Genomic DNA, 14,495 nt, shown 5'->3' on the forward strand with positions numbered 1-14,495 from the left:
GGTGACTTTGTGGTAGTATGTGCGCCCTAATTAACGAAGTGGTAGCAGGAGGAGCTGGCAAAATGAGTAAACAAATGACTCTTCAGCGTCCGATCCAGTCGTCTGGTGTAGGTTTACACTCAGGCAACAAGGTGACGATGGCGATTAAGCCCGCCCCAGTAAATACTGGGATTATCTTCCGTCGGGTCGACCTTGATCCGGTGGTGGAACTGCCTGCCCATGCGGAATTGGTTAAAGAAACCACGCTTTGTACCGGCCTGAGCAATGATCAGGGCGTAAAAGTGTTGACCATTGAGCACCTAATGGCGGCATTAGCCAGCTTGGGTGTCGACAACGCCTACATTGAAGTGGATGCGCCTGAAGTGCCAATCATGGACGGTAGTGCCACCCCTTACTTGTTTTTATTGCAAAGTGCCGGTATTGCGGAACAGTCCGCGTCCAAAAAATATCTGCGTATCCGCAAAACGATTCGAGTAGAGGATGGCGACAAGTGGGCTGAGTTTCGTCCACACCATGGTTTCCGTTTGGATTTCTCAATCGATTTCCAACACCCTGAGATCAGCCGTAGCGCCCAGCGCATGGTGTTGGATTTCTCGGCGGAAAACTTCAATCGTCAAATCAGCCGCGCTCGTACCTTTGGTTTTATGAAGGACATCGAATTCCTGCGTGCCAACAACCTATGTTTAGGTGGCAGCATGGAAAATGCGATTGTATTGGATGAATACCGCATCCTCAATCCAGATGGCCTGCGTGACCCAGATGAGTTTGTTAAGCACAAAATTTTGGATGCTGTTGGCGATCTTTACCTTGCTGGTCATGCCATTTTAGGTGAGTTTCGTGCCCATAAGTCGGGCCATGCTTTGAACAACATGTTAGTTCGAGCGGTACTGGCAGAGGCAGAAAGTTATGAGTTGGTCAGCTTTGACAAACCACAGCAAGTGCCGATGGATTACTTGGCACCCAGCTTGGCGTAAGCGTCTCGCTGCTTTGCAAAAATAACGTTATTGGCCGCCCCTATGGGCGGCCAACTTTTTGAGCTTCGCGGCTAATTCGCCATCTAAACGCTCTGCTAGAGCGTTGATGTGGTCACTAGCGTTAGCGCTTAACTGTTTGGTTGCTTTTGGTTTTTCTCTGGTTATCTGGGCCAGCTTCGGGTTGACTTTAAATTCGATACTGGACAGCATAGGAAACCCATCTCGGCGGAGCTGAGACAGTAATTCTAATCGCTGATATTGCAATCGCGTCACCCAGGTTGCAGATGCGATCTCAATAACCAGCGTTCCTCCGCGCATGTTTGCCACTCGAATTTGAGAGTGGATGGCGGGATCGGTAGCATTTAACACCGCTTGTTGCAGTTCGCTAGTTTGGCTGGTCTGCTGTTGTAGTTGAGCAAATCGTTGTCCCGCCAACTGAGCGAGGTCTTGCGGTTTCGATTTCATTATTAAGAGTGTCTAAGAAAAACCAACCTTATGAGTGTATCAGTCTTTATCCGTACAAAACACGGAATGCGGCGCTGGGAACCCGGTAAACGTTGGTTATCGTTGCCACTCTTTATTGCCGCTATTGGTGCCACATGGTGGCATGGGCAGTTGCAGAACTCGGCGCAACAACAGCTGCAGGTATCGCAAGCCAATGAGTTATTACAGCAGCAACAGCAGCAGTTTTCTCAGCTGCGCGATCAAACCGATGTCCAGTTATCACTGTTAGCTTCTAAGGTTGGCCGTATTCAAGCTCGGATGAATCGTGTCGAGGCCGTTGCGGCGACGATGGCTGCACAGGCCGACCTATCTGAACAGTTCGATTTTGAATCAGAAGTGGGCCTGGGGGGCGTTGCAAGTCCAAGCCAACAAGAGATTGATCTCAGTTTGCTCATTGAACAGATGGATCAGTTAGTAAAGCGGCTCGATCGTGCAGATAATCAATTGCCCCTACTTGAAAGCCTCGATCGCAATCACCATATCGATTTAGACCGTTATTTAAGTGGCCGCCCACTGGTTAATGGTTGGCAATCTTCCTCTTACGGTTATCGGAATGATCCATTTACCGGTCGGCGTGCAAAACACCGTGGTTTGGACTTCGCGGGTAGCGAAGGGGGAGAAGTGATTGCTACTGGGGCAGGAGTTATCTCCTATTCTGGCAAACTGTCTGGTTATGGCAATCTGGTAGAGATTGATCATGGCAACGGTTTAAAAACCCGATATGGGCATAATAAAGAGAATTTGGTGGAGTTAGGCCAATTAGTGAAGAAGGGAGAGCTGATCGCATTGATTGGCAATACCGGTCGTTCGACCGGCCCTCACGTTCACTATGAGGTACTGCAAAACGACAAACAGGTGGATCCGGCCCGTTACGTATATCGACAACCACGTAGCGAATAGGATCTTAACGATTTATTTTGGGAGCCAATGATGGCGCTCATGTGTTCAGTAGCGATGTAAGACAATGTTAACGAAACTCCTCACAAAAGTATTTGGCAGCAAGAACGACAGAACCCTAAAGCAACTGCAGAAAACCGCGGTTAGCATCAACAACATGGAAGCTGAGTGGGAGGCACTGTCAGATGAACAGTTGCGTCAAATCACTGAGGAGCTAAAACAACGTGTTGCTGCTCAAGAAGATGGCGGTAAGGGTGAGTCCTTAGATGCTATTCTGCCGGAAGCGTTCGCTACCGTTCGCGAAGCTTCTAAGCGCGTATTTGGCATGCGTCACTTTGACGTGCAGCTGGTTGGCGGCATGGTGTTGCAGTCTGGCCGCATCGCGGAGATGCGTACTGGTGAAGGTAAAACCTTAACGGGTACCTTGCCAGCTTACTTGAATGCCTTGAGTGGCAAAGGCGTACACGTTATTACCGTGAACGACTACTTGGCTCGCCGTGATGCTGAGTGGAACCGCCCTCTGTTTGAATTCCTTGGCATGACCGTTGGCATCAACTTGTCCGGCATGAGCCCACAAGATAAGAAAGACGCCTACGGCTGTGATATCACCTACGGCACCAATAACGAGTTTGGTTTCGATTACTTGCGTGACAATATGGCGTTCTCTGCGCCTGAGCGTGTTCAACGTGAACTAAACTACGCCGTAATTGATGAAGTCGACTCGATTCTAATCGATGAAGCCCGCACCCCGCTGATTATCTCTGGCGCCGCTGAAGACGGTTCTGATCACTACATCCGCGTCAACACCCTTATTCCTAAGCTGGTTAAGCAGGATAAAGAAGACACCGAAGAAGAGATTGGCGATGGTGATTACACCGTCGACGAAAAGGGCAAGCAGGTTCACCTAACTGAGCGTGGCCAAGAAAAAATCGAACAACTGTTGGTTGATATCGAGCTGCTGCAAGAGGGCGACTCGCTCTACAATGCTGGTAATATCTCGCTACTGCACCACGTAACAGCGGCACTACGTGCCCATAAATTGTTTGAGCGCGACGTTGACTACATTATCGATGACGAAGGTCAGGTAGTGATTGTTGATGAACATACCGGCCGTACCATGCCTGGTCGTCGTTGGTCCGATGGTTTACACCAAGCGGTGGAAGCCAAAGAGGGAGTGAAGATCCAGAACGAGAACCAGACACTGGCCTCGATCACCTTCCAGAACTACTTCCGTATGTACTCAAGCCTTGCTGGTATGACCGGTACTGCTGATACAGAAGCATTTGAATTCCAAAGCATCTACGGCCTAGATACGGTGGTTATCCCAACTAACCGGCCAATGATCCGTAAAGACAACGCCGATTTAGTCTTCTTAACTGCTGAAGAGAAATACGAAGCCATTATCGCTGATATCCGCGATTGTATGGAGCGTGGCCAGCCAGCATTGGTGGGTACCATCTCAATTGAGACTTCCGAGTTCCTGTCGGCGTTGCTGCGCAAAGAAAAGATTAAGCACAACGTCCTAAACGCCAAGTTCCACGAGCAAGAAGCACAGATTGTTGCCGATGCCGGCCGCACTGGTGCGGTAACCATCGCTACCAACATGGCGGGTCGTGGTACCGATATCGTTTTGGGCGGCTCGTTGCAGGCTGAGTTGGATGCACTGCCAGAGGGCACTGCTGAAGATAAAATTGCAGCAATTAAAGCCGATTGGCAGCAGCGTCACGAAACCGTACTGGAGTCCGGCGGGTTGCACATCATTGCAACCGAGCGTCATGAATCTCGTCGTATTGATAACCAGCTGCGTGGTCGTTCTGGCCGTCAGGGTGATGCCGGTTCAACCCGTTTCTACCTGTCGATGGAAGACAGCTTGATGCGTATCTTCGCCTCTGACCGTGTTTCAGGCATGATGAAAAAGCTGGGTATGGAGCGTGGTGAAGCGATTGAGCATCCTTGGGTTAACCGTGCTATTGAAAACGCCCAGCGTAAAGTAGAAGCACGTAACTTTGATATTCGTAAGCAGCTGCTTGAGTATGATGATGTAGCTAACGATCAACGTCAGGTTGTATACGCTCAGCGTAACGAGTTGATGGATGGCGATGACATCTTTGAAACCATTGAAGCGGTTCGTAGCAGCGTATTGGATGACATTGTATCGCAATACATCCCACCACAGTCTCTGGAAGAGATGTGGGACGTCTCGGGCCTTGAAGATCGCTTGGCCGCAGATTTTGATCTGAAGCTGCCAGTAGCTAAGTGGCTTGAGGAAGAGGAAGAGTTGCACGAAGAAACGCTGCGAGAACGCATCGTGACTGCGTGGGATGAAGCCTATAAGTTGAAAGAGGAGCAGGTTGGCGCCAGTGTGCTGCGTCAGTTCGAGAAGATGGTGATGTTACAGACTCTCGACAACCTGTGGAAAGAGCATTTAGCGGCGATGGATCACCTGCGTCAAGGTATCCATTTGCGTGGCTATGCTCAGAAGAACCCGAAGCAAGAGTATAAGCGTGAGTCATTTGAGCTGTTCCAGTCGATGTTGGAAAGCCTGAAAACTGATGTGATCAGTTTGTTGTCTAAGATCCAAGTTCAAGCCCAAGCCGACGTTGATGAGATGGAAGCCAAGCGCCGTCGTGAAGAGGAAGCGTTGGCTCGTCAACGTGCCTTTGAGCATCAGCAAGCGCAAGAGCACTTAGCTACTGAAGGTCAGTTGGGTCAAGAAACTCAAACCCGTGAAGGACCAAAGGTCGGTCGTAACGATCCATGCCCTTGTGGTTCAGGTAAGAAGTTTAAACAGTGTCACGGCAAGTTAAGCTAACTGGCAGTGCATATAGAGGCGACCTTAGGGTCGCCTTTTTTATGGCTGTGTCACAGTCAAGTGTTGAGGTTTATATCAAGCCTTCGGCTCTATCGGTTGCAGTACTCTTAAGGGGGTATGTCGCCGTGGCGACGGCATATTCTTGTATGCATTAGCGGGGAGCTTCGCCACCTCTGGAATCCGCTTTGTCTTAGGTCACAGTTAAAAGCGGCAGCAGATCAACGACGGTACTGCTTTACCCTTTGTATCAAAACTTGCCTAGCCGGTGCTTTAACAGCATTGGAAAGAACAACACTTAGTTGGTACACAGCCTTTTTTATCGCTGGAGAACTGGCCGTTATTGCAATAATGTACGCTGCAAAGATCCTTGTTCCCCAAAGAGGTTAGGCCGTGAAAGTAATCAATGTCGCGATAGGTTTAGTATTGCATGATGACAAAGTACTGGTTGCTCTAAGGCAGCAGAATCAACACCAGGGTGGCTTGTGGGAATATCCAGGTGGCAAGGTGGAATTGAACGAAACCTTTGATGAGGCGCTTATTAGGGAGCTTGCTGAGGAGGTTGACGTACATGCTACTGCTGCAGAGCTGTTTTGGCAGACTCAGCACGACTACGGCGACCGTATTATCAACTTAAAGGCGTTTAAGGTGATCAAGTGGCATGGAACTGCAGTAAGCAAAGAGGGCAACCAGACCCAATGGGTTGCCCTTGACCAACTTATGGCGTTGCCGATGCCGGCGGCGAATCAGCCGTTAAATCTTCAGCTGGCTTCGGCATAAATTGCTTAGATTTAGGGAAAAGGTAGGCTGCTTGAGCAAGGATAGTGGCAGCCTTGATGTTATCTTTCATCGCGAGATTAGCGTGATACCACAGCAGATAAGCACCGACTGATGGGCGAACAGTCGCTTCCTCTTCCATCATGATATCGACCATTTTTAGTGCTTCTGGGTCTTGGCTTCGGAGCAAGGCAGTACCAAGCTGCATATTGATCAACTTCGTCTGCAGAAATGGATTAACGACCTGCTGTAGATATTCATGTTTAGCGCTTTTAACGTAATCATGAATTAGTGAGGTAGTGTGCAGATTGGTTAGCATTAAAAAGCAGGTTGCAACTACGCCGAGCCCAATAAAAAATTTGGGTAAAATCTCTAATTTGTTTTTGAACCGTTTTGCTGTAATTGATGTTGTTGGCACTGCGGCGATGATCAGTAGCGTTAATAACGCCAGATGCGTGGCGGAATGATAAAGCGGATATTCGGTTTGAGTGTGAAGAATAATAGGGATGGTGCTAATCCACATCGCCTTATTAAACAAATTGCCCCTACGCCAGACTGCAATGGAGAAGAAAAGCGCGAATAGGATAATGGCAAGTACCGGAATAGCACCACCTTCAACCCACCAGAAAAGCAATTCGTTATGTGGATGAGTGGTTGACGTAGTCAACATTGGCACGGAACTGTCCTGCTGATATAGCTGCGCTAGGCGTTCGGTGTAGACCTTACTGAAGGAGCCGATACCATGCCCAAGTACTGGCTTTTCAGTAATAAGCTGCAGTGACTGTCCGTAAAGAGTGGTGCGATAGCCGGGGTTACTTAGGCCTTGTCGACCTTCAGTGTCGAGGGTGCTTTGTAACAGTGGCGCTAATACGGCACCGAGGATAAGTGCAAAGACGATTTTAATGGCGTTGTTGCGATTCTTTAGCAGGCAAAGCATTGCCACAGTTATTGCAATGGCTGCCAAAACCCCAGTACGGGACATAATGAGGATAGAAACGCAGGCAATAAGCGCCATGCAGGCTAGCAGTACCAACCTTATCGCAGGCTTAGCATTGTGATGTAACCAGATGGCCAATGCTAATGCGGTGGAAAGGAGGCTGGAGACCACATTAGGCTGATAAAAACTACCAACGGGGCGGTGGTTACGAATGCCAATAAACCAGTCAGGTTGTAGGAATTGCGCAAGGCATATCAGTGCTTGAATCATCGAGCCGATAACAACCAACCACAAGGTGTTATCTAGCGCAGACTTACAGCGGATTTGAGTGATTGCAATGGCGAGCAATAGCCAAGCGATTAACCCACAGGCACGGGCGCTAGCCTCACCCACCCAGGGTTGCGAAGACCAGCAATAGGGCAACAGCAATAAGCCGATAACAGTGGCCAGTCCGGTCAGTATCGGGCTCCAGTGGATCTGTTCATTTTGGATTATTTTGCTAAATCCTGTGGCACAGATCAGGGCAATGGAGATCCAGACCATATTATTGTTGGCAACAGATAAGCCCGAACCACCGGCATTGGGCTGAAAGTAGTGCATCGAGAACAGAAACAAACTGCCGCAGAAAAACACCATCGCCTTATTCGCGTAACCATCCTTGGCTAGATTCAATGGCTTTACTCTTGGTCGTCGTTTAGAAAGAAATCCGGTTCGCTAATATCAAACTCATCTGGAAGTTCAATCTTGCCGGGAATAGCGTGCCGCTCTTCGGCCCATTCGCCTAAATCGATAAGTTTGCAGCGTTCACTGCAAAATGGGCGGAATGTGGCTTGTTCAGTCCATTCAACTGGGGTTGAGCAGGTTGGGCATTGTACGGATAGGGTCATTGTTGTTCCATGGATAAACACAGTTGCAGTGGTAAGTTACGATGATCGGCTTTGCCGGTGTCGTTATTAACCAGATGAATAGTAAAACGGTTGCGGTGGGCGCTGATTGCTGGATAGACCCCATGTTCCTGCTTGATGCGCAAACGCAGCAGGTCAATAGTCTTCTCAGAAGCGGCTTGATAGCTTCCAGCCATTGCAATGGAGTCTTGCCATTGGCTACTGCCACGCAGTATCGCCAGTAGCTGCTCGATACTGGCGGTAAATGGCGTGAGCAGCGCCAGCCATTGCTGAGCTTGCTGTTGTCGCCATTCTAGCGGACGAGCTAACCAAAAGTGCAGCTGTGGCAGATCAAAGCTACCGCAACCGCCAGGAATCGTTAACCGTTGCCTGACCGCTGCTAAAAAGCGATCGGCTTTCAACTCTGAGGTGGGCTTAGTGAGTTTATACAGCTGTTGTTGCCAGCGTTTAAAATCGTTGGCTAATAGATCCAGTTGTTGCTGATCGACGTTGGGGTATTGGCGCCAGCGCTCAATATTTGAGAGTTGTCTATCAATATCTTTAAGTAACTCTGAGCGCAGATCCGCTCTATCGATAAGCTCCATTAATTCAAACAAGCAGTGAAAAAATGCCAGTTCGCCATGGGGCAATTGAAATTGCTGATGTGAGTTAACTTGATTAAAAACCGCTTCAACCCGCAAGTAACTGCGGACTTTTTCGTTAAGCGGTTGTTCGAACAGCAGCCACATGGGGTTATTTCTCGGTAAGACTGAGGTAATACTGGTGAAGCTTTACTACTTGATGCTGTAAGTCGCAAAGCTGAGCACTATTGTCGATGATATCGTCCGCTTTAGCTAGGCGGCTCGGGCGATCAATTTGGCTGGCAATGATCTTTTTTACCAGCTCGGGGTTATTGTTGTCTCGGGCAATGGTACGTTTGAGCTGTGTTTGTTCATCAACATCAACCACTAAAATACGATCAACCAGCTGGTGCATGTCGCCCTCGAGCAGCAATGGCACCACTACTACCACATAAGCAGAGGCAGCCTGCTGGCACTGAACTAACATCTCGGCGCGGATCATAGGGTGGGTTAATCGATTAAGCCACTGTCGCTGCTCAGGTTGGTTAAAAACCAGCTCACGCAGCTGTGCTCGGTCAAGTTGACCATCTGCTGTTAATACCTTGGTGCCGAAATGTTCAGTGATGGCAGCAAGCCCATCACTGCCTTTGGCTACGACATGACGCGCAATCACATCGGTATCGACAATGGTTACCCCTAAGTCCGCAAAGCGGTCACTTACCTGAGTTTTACCTGCGCCGATACCACCGGTTAGGCCGACGAGCAGTTTGTTCATAAGCCAACCACGCTATGCAGATACCAGTTAACCAACTCTGGGCCGTAAAATAGGTAACTTAATCCGCCAATAATAATCCATGGTCCAAACGGCATCGGCTTACCTTGGTCAAGTTTGCTGGTTACGGTTAGAGCAATTCCAACAACAGCACCGCCGATGGATGAAATCAGAATAATCGGTAATAGTGCCTGCCAGCCAAACCAGGCGCCGAACAAGGCTAATAGCTTAAAGTCGCCATATCCCATGCCCTCTTTGCCAGTGAGTAGTTTAAAGCCTTGAAAGATAGACCAGAGCGATAGGTAACCAAATGCAGCCCCTAATACCGCATCAGCGAGTGTTACAAAGCCCGTGTCTATATTGAGCAACAACCCCAGCCAAAGCAGTGGCAAGGTGATGCTGTCTGGAAGCAACATCTTGTCAAAGTCGATGGCAGCAGCAGCAATCAAGCCAAAGCACAGTAACCAAGTACCTAGAAACAGTCCCGTTGGGCCAAGTTTCGCGGCAACAGCAACACACAGCAGTGCCGTGAGAAGTTCTACTAACGGGTAGCGAATCGAGATTGGGCTATGGCAATTGTGGCATTTGCCCCGTTGCGATAGGTAGCTGATTAAGGGGATGTTACGCCAAGCTGGTATGTCAGCTTGGCATTTAGGGCAATTACTACCTGGAGTGATGAGATTGTATCGCTCTGGCCATTCATCTTTGGCAGGGGTGGTTGCAAGCCCTTCGGCGCACTCTTGTAGCCATTGTCGCTCCATCATAATAGGTAAACGATGGATAACCACATTGAGAAAACTGCCAATAAGCAAACTAACGGTGCCAATTACACCTAAAAAGAGCCAATTGTATTGAGCAAAAAGCTCTAGCCACATCGCCATTACTACCGCCGATTAAATGATTTATGCGGGATGTTAACCGACTACGTTACCTAATTCGAATATCGGCAGGTACATAGCGATAATAAGGCCGCCGACCAATACTCCCAGGACAACCATTAATAGCGGTTCGATCAAGGTTGATAAGCCATCAACAGCATCATCTACTTCCATTTCAAATATGTTAGCGACCTTATTGAGCATATCGTCTAAGGCACCAGACTCTTCACCAATCATCACCATCTGAGTAACCATATCGGGGAACAGGTTTACGGTACGCATGGCAATGTTCATTTGTAAGCCGGAGACTACTTCCTCTTTCATTTTGAGGATCCCTTTGCGGTAGACCGCATTACCCGAGGCACCAGCAGAGGCGTCTAAACCTTCTACTAGAGGGACACCAGCAGCAAAGGTAGTCGCCAGAGTTCGGGCAAACTTTGCCATTGCCCCTTTATGTAAAATATTACCAACCACTGGAATTTTTAATAGCACCACATCGACCTTATCGCGAAACTCTGGCGAGTTATGATAGGCCCGTTTGTAGAGCCATACGATGATCATTGCTACCCCAAGGAAGTAATACCAACTGCTTTGAATGAATTTGGATAAACCGATAACCATCTGGGTAAAGGCAGGCAGCTCAGCACCAAAGTCGTTAAATATCGCCTCAAATTGAGGTACCACAAATATCAATAGGATTAAGGTAACGATAATGGCAACGGTAACCACCGCAACCGGATAAAACATCGCCTTTTTAATTTTGGATTTGAGCGCTTCCGACTTTTCTCGATAGGTGGCGATACGGTCAAATACGCTGTCCAAGGTACCGGACTGTTCACCGGCCGAAACTAAGTCACAGTAAAGCTCATCAAAGTGCTCGCGGTGGGGCCGCAATGCTTGCGCAACTGGAGTGCCCGCTTGGATCTCTTCTAAAATCTTGCCCAGCAGTTTCCGCATCGCTTCATTTTCATGGCCTTTGGCGACCATATCGAGGCCGGTAACCAGTGGTACACCGGCCATCAACATGGTTGCTATCTGGCGGGTAACTACGGCGATATCTTTAGAGGTGATCTTAGATTTTTTTTGAAATAGCGAACGGGGTTTGCGGGCGACCTTGAGCGGAGTGACGCCTTGGGAGCGTAATATCGCTTTAACTTCATTAATGGAGGCGCCGCGCAGCTCGCCTTTGAGCGGATTGCCCTTTTGGTTTTTGCCAGACCATACGAAATCGCTGACTTCGGCTTTCTTCGACTTATCCAGTTTTGCTTTTTTTTGTTGCCGTTGATCGGCACTGCTGCGCGCCTGAAAAACCTTAGCCATCGAGCAAATCCTTATGCTTTATGTTAGTGACTGGTTACTCGGTTAACTTCCGCTAGTGAAGTGGTTCCGTCAATCACTTTTTCCAGTGCTGACTGTCTTAACGTTACCATGCCATCTTTTTTAGCCTGTTTGGCCAGATCCAAGGCGCTGCCACCATCCATGATCAGCGCCGCCATCTCGGTGGTCATGGTTAACATCTCATACAGACCTATTCGCCCTTTATAGCCACCATTGCAGTTATCGCACCCCTTAGGTTTAAACAGGGTAATGCCAGCGTCAATCTGTTGGTGGCTAAAGCCTGCTTGCAGCAACTCAATCGACGGGATCTGCTCCGGTTGCTTGCAGTTAGGGCACAACTTACGGCCTAAACGTTGGGCAATAATTAGGCTTACCGAGCTGGCGATGTTGTAGGCTGGAACGCCCATGTTGAGCAAACGAGTAAGTGTTTCTGGCGCCGAGTTGGTGTGCAACGTGCTCATCACCATATGCCCGGTTTGCGCTGCCTTTACTGCAATCTCAGCGGTTTCTAGATCGCGGATCTCACCAACCATAACAATATCGGGATCCTGCCGAAGGAAAGATCGTAGCGCGCCAGCAAAGGTAAGGCCGGCCTTTGGGTGGATCTGTACTTGGTTGATGCCAGGAAGGTTGATTTCAACCGGATCTTCAGCGGTGGAGATATTACGCTCTTCGGTATTAAGGATATTAAGGCCAGTATATAGCGATACCGTCTTGCCAGAACCGGTAGGGCCGGTTACTAAGATCATCCCCTGTGGTCGCTGCAGGTTTTGTTGGTACAGCGCTTTTTGTTGTTCGCTAAAACCGAGGATATCGATATTTAAGTTGGCAGCGGAGGAGTCCAAGATCCGCATTACCACCTTTTCGCCAAACAGCGTTGGCAATACCGATACGCGAAAATCGACCATCTTTTTATTGCCAACCCGCAACTTGATTCGACCATCTTGCGGTAAACGGCGCTCGGCGATATCCAGTTTGGCCATTACCTTGATGCGGGCGGAGATACGTGGCCCTAAGCCCTGAGGCGGCGCGGTGATGGTGCTGAGCATGCCATCAATACGAAAACGAACCCGGTATTGGTTCTCGTAGGGCTCAAAGTGCAGATCCGAGGCGCCTTTACGGATCGCTTCGGTCATCAGCTTGTTGATAAATACTACTACGGGGGCGTCATCGGCGCTGACGTCAGTATGGTCGCTATCGTCACTGTTATCGGTATCAATGCCAGCGAGGCGATTTTCATCGTCTTCGCTGATATCAAGTTGATCTAGGTCAGCCTCTAGCACCTTATCGATAATCTTATCGAGCGCCTGCTGAACCACGATGATCGGCTCAACGTGCAGCCCTAAGCTGAATTGAAACTCTTCAAGGGCAACTAAATTGTTGGGATTTGAGGTGGCCAGAATAAGCCGATTGTTACGTTTACAAAGAGGCAGGCAACGATGTTTTTCTATTAGTTTTGAGTTTTTTATATCGTCAGGAATTGTAGATATATCAAGCCATGATATATCAAGAGACGGAAGGCCAAATGTACCTGCTATATTAGACATCGTGAGATGAAGTACAGCTCCTCTTCAAGGAGCTGTACTTTCTACTATCAACTACAATTTTTTGGCTTAAATTCAGCTGGGATTGTAGAAGTGCAATCCCAAACACCATCGCCATCTCTAGTTAGAGTGATATTTTTATCTTTAACTAAAGCGTTCACAGTTCCTGAATCTAGCTTACAATCTAACGAGTTTGCTGCGGCACTTGTTGTACTAGGAGCAGCGACTGTAATTGTGCAGTAGGTTCCACTAATAGTGTTTCCAAGAGTGGTGGTTACAGTTTCACCCTCATTTACTGCAATTTCATATGCAGTTTTATATGGAGTGACTTCAGCAAGCGCAGCATTAACTTGCGACTTCACTGTGTAATCCTGATAAGCAGGAATCGCGATTGCTGCCAAAATACCGATAATGGCTACCACGATCATCAATTCAATCAGGGTAAAGCCTTGTTGTAAGTTCCGTTTCATCCGTGTATCTCCCAAAAACAATAATATCAGCCCGAAAGCGGCAGGCCGGGTGGCCCTCCTGGCTACCGACAGCTACTCCGTAGAAAAGTAGTGCTAATCGCAGTCTAAGCAACAAGAATCGCTAACACAATAGCTACTTACTGTAATTTCTTTGGAACGCTATAGATAAAATAGTACGTTATTGAGGCAGTGTGGCTGGTGAGTGTACGGCTGGTGTTGATCTTGTGAATCATAGAGGGTTGAGGCTCGGAGCGGTGAAGCTCCGAGTTGTTAGCTATTAGTTAAAGCGCATTGATAAATCAAGTGCTCGAACATGCTTGGTCAGTGCGCCAACTGAGATGAAATCGACTCCAGTGCGGGCGAAATCGGCGATGGTATCGATGGTGACATTACCAGACACCTCGAGCTTGGCGGGTGACGGAAGCGCTTGGTTAAGCTGCACTGCCTGAACCATCATGGTGATGTCGAAGTTATCGAGCATGATAATGTCGGCACCAGCTTGCAGTGCCGCCGTTAACTCTTCAATTGACTCAACCTCAACCTCAACCGGTGCTTCTGGCTTGAGTGTTCGGGCGGAGCTGATAGCGGCGTCGATGCCACCACAAGCAGCAATGTGATTCTCTTTAATCAAAAACGCATCGAATAGGCCAATACGGTGGTTCTTCCCACCACCACAGGTCACCGCGTACTTTTGTGCGGTACGTAACCCCGGTAAGGTTTTACGGGTATCGAGCAGGCGACAATGGGTGCCTTCCAGCTTGGCTGTGTAGTGGTGCACAATGGTGGCCACGCCAGACAGGGTCTGCACAAAATTAAGGGCGGTACGTTCGCCGGTAAGCAGAAGTCGTGCTGGACCAGCCAACTCGACTAGGGTTTGCCCAGCCACAATCAGGTCTCCGTCATCGACGTGCCAGTGCAGTGCAACTTCGCCACCAAGTTGGTTAAACACCTGCTCCACCCATGCCTTGCCGCAGAATACCGCGTCTTCACGGGTAATGATGGTGGCTTCGGCATAACGTTCGGCGGGGATCAGTTGGGCGGTAATGTCGCCATCGTTTGCGGATAGTCCGCCTAAATCTTCATGCAACGCTGTCGCAACCGACAGGCGAATATCATTTTCCAGCATTGGC

The 14,495-nt window shown here is 48.8% G+C and carries 13 protein-coding genes and 1 pseudogene; 4 read left to right on the forward strand and 10 right to left on the reverse strand.

What is annotated here, in order from left to right; all coding sequences use genetic code 11:
* Positions 1-62 precede the first annotated feature (62 nt).
* Complete coding sequence (gene lpxC / locus HER31_RS17525; RefSeq protein ID WP_168662596.1) at positions 63-974, forward strand: UDP-3-O-acyl-N-acetylglucosamine deacetylase; 912 nt, start codon at positions 63-65, stop codon at positions 972-974.
* Between the two features lie 27 nt (positions 975-1,001).
* Here the strand turns inward: lpxC and HER31_RS17530 are convergent, their stop codons facing one another.
* Positions 1,002-1,439, reverse strand: coding sequence for a DUF721 domain-containing protein (locus HER31_RS17530; RefSeq protein ID WP_168662598.1), 438 nt, complete (start codon positions 1,437-1,439; stop codon positions 1,002-1,004).
* Positions 1,440-1,469: 30 nt separating this feature from the next.
* On the opposite strand from HER31_RS17530, the gene HER31_RS17535 reads away from it, so the two are divergent.
* The 3 genes from HER31_RS17535 to HER31_RS17545 all read left to right on the forward strand — a co-directional run bounded on the left by HER31_RS17535 (position 1,470) and on the right by HER31_RS17545 (position 5,964).
* On the forward strand, positions 1,470-2,378 hold the full coding sequence (locus HER31_RS17535) for a M23 family metallopeptidase (protein ID WP_168662600.1): 909 nt from the start codon (positions 1,470-1,472) through the stop codon (positions 2,376-2,378).
* A gap of 64 nt (positions 2,379-2,442) precedes the next feature.
* Positions 2,443-5,187 (forward strand): preprotein translocase subunit SecA, encoded by a 2,745-nt coding sequence (gene secA / locus HER31_RS17540; protein ID WP_168662602.1) that lies wholly within the window; start codon positions 2,443-2,445, stop codon positions 5,185-5,187.
* Between the two features lie 390 nt (positions 5,188-5,577).
* Positions 5,578-5,964, forward strand: coding sequence for a (deoxy)nucleoside triphosphate pyrophosphohydrolase (locus HER31_RS17545; protein WP_168662604.1), 387 nt, complete (start codon positions 5,578-5,580; stop codon positions 5,962-5,964).
* Here the strand turns inward: HER31_RS17545 and HER31_RS17550 are convergent.
* From HER31_RS17550 to nadC, 9 genes and pseudogenes are all read right to left on the reverse strand, one after another.
* Positions 5,903-7,570 carry a PglL family O-oligosaccharyltransferase gene (locus tag HER31_RS17550; RefSeq protein WP_168662606.1) on the reverse strand — a complete coding sequence of 556 codons (1,668 nt, stop codon included), beginning with the start codon at positions 7,568-7,570 and terminating at the stop codon, positions 5,903-5,905. The two genes, HER31_RS17545 and HER31_RS17550, sit on opposite strands and share 62 nt — an antisense overlap.
* Before the next feature lie 5 nt (positions 7,571-7,575).
* Positions 7,576-7,785: a DNA gyrase inhibitor YacG gene (gene yacG, locus HER31_RS17555; RefSeq protein ID WP_168662608.1), complete on the reverse strand. Its 210-nt coding sequence runs from the start codon at positions 7,783-7,785 to the stop codon at positions 7,576-7,578.
* Positions 7,782-8,531, reverse strand: a complete 750-nt coding sequence (zapD, locus tag HER31_RS17560; protein ID WP_168662610.1) for a cell division protein ZapD — start codon at positions 8,529-8,531, stop codon at positions 7,782-7,784. The genes yacG and zapD overlap by 4 nt, the downstream gene beginning before the upstream one ends.
* A 4-nt stretch (positions 8,532-8,535) precedes the next feature.
* Positions 8,536-9,138, reverse strand: coding sequence for a dephospho-CoA kinase (gene coaE / locus HER31_RS17565; RefSeq protein WP_168662612.1), 603 nt, complete (start codon positions 9,136-9,138; stop codon positions 8,536-8,538).
* Positions 9,135-10,016, reverse strand: coding sequence for a prepilin peptidase (locus HER31_RS17570; RefSeq protein WP_168662614.1), 882 nt, complete (start codon positions 10,014-10,016; stop codon positions 9,135-9,137). Before HER31_RS17570 ends, coaE begins: the two co-directional genes overlap by 4 nt.
* A 33-nt stretch (positions 10,017-10,049) precedes the next feature.
* Positions 10,050-11,333, reverse strand: a complete 1,284-nt coding sequence (locus tag HER31_RS17575; protein WP_168662616.1) for a type II secretion system F family protein — start codon at positions 11,331-11,333, stop codon at positions 10,050-10,052.
* Between the two features lie 23 nt (positions 11,334-11,356).
* Positions 11,357-12,877, reverse strand: a pseudogene (gene pilB, locus HER31_RS17580) (type IV-A pilus assembly ATPase PilB); the annotation flags it as partial.
* Positions 12,878-12,945: 68 nt separating this feature from the next.
* Entirely contained in the window at positions 12,946-13,365 is a 420-nt protein-coding gene (locus HER31_RS18945; RefSeq protein ID WP_168662620.1) for a pilin, read from the reverse strand.
* Positions 13,366-13,642: 277 nt separating this feature from the next.
* Positions 13,643-14,491, reverse strand: a complete 849-nt coding sequence (gene nadC / locus HER31_RS17590; RefSeq protein ID WP_168662622.1) for a carboxylating nicotinate-nucleotide diphosphorylase — start codon at positions 14,489-14,491, stop codon at positions 13,643-13,645.
* Positions 14,492-14,495 lie beyond the last annotated feature (4 nt).

Origin of the sequence: Ferrimonas lipolytica (assembly GCF_012295575.1) — a bacterium.
GTDB classification, from domain to species: domain Bacteria; phylum Pseudomonadota; class Gammaproteobacteria; order Enterobacterales; family Shewanellaceae; genus Ferrimonas; species Ferrimonas lipolytica.

What these genes read in the sequence shown, in the direction of transcription:
- lpxC (WP_168662596.1), top strand. Translation starts at nt 63, where the DNA reads ATGAGTAAACAAATGACTCTTCAGCGTCCGATCCAGTCGTCTGGTGTA.
- HER31_RS17530 (WP_168662598.1), bottom strand. Translation starts at nt 1,439, where the DNA reads ATGAAATCGAAACCGCAAGACCTCGCTCAGTTGGCGGGACAACGATTT.
- HER31_RS17535 (WP_168662600.1), top strand. Translation starts at nt 1,470, where the DNA reads ATGAGTGTATCAGTCTTTATCCGTACAAAACACGGAATGCGGCGCTGG.
- secA (WP_168662602.1), top strand. Translation starts at nt 2,443, where the DNA reads ATGTTAACGAAACTCCTCACAAAAGTATTTGGCAGCAAGAACGACAGA.
- yacG (WP_168662608.1), bottom strand. Translation starts at nt 7,785, where the DNA reads ATGACCCTATCCGTACAATGCCCAACCTGCTCAACCCCAGTTGAATGG.
- zapD (WP_168662610.1), bottom strand. Translation starts at nt 8,531, where the DNA reads ATGTGGCTGCTGTTCGAACAACCGCTTAACGAAAAAGTCCGCAGTTAC.
- coaE (WP_168662612.1), bottom strand. Translation starts at nt 9,138, where the DNA reads ATGAACAAACTGCTCGTCGGCCTAACCGGTGGTATCGGCGCAGGTAAA.
- HER31_RS17570 (WP_168662614.1), bottom strand. Translation starts at nt 10,016, where the DNA reads ATGGCGATGTGGCTAGAGCTTTTTGCTCAATACAATTGGCTCTTTTTA.
- HER31_RS17575 (WP_168662616.1), bottom strand. Translation starts at nt 11,333, where the DNA reads ATGGCTAAGGTTTTTCAGGCGCGCAGCAGTGCCGATCAACGGCAACAA.
- HER31_RS18945 (WP_168662620.1), bottom strand. Translation starts at nt 13,365, where the DNA reads ATGAAACGGAACTTACAACAAGGCTTTACCCTGATTGAATTGATGATC.
- nadC (WP_168662622.1), bottom strand. Translation starts at nt 14,491, where the DNA reads ATGCTGGAAAATGATATTCGCCTGTCGGTTGCGACAGCGTTGCATGAA.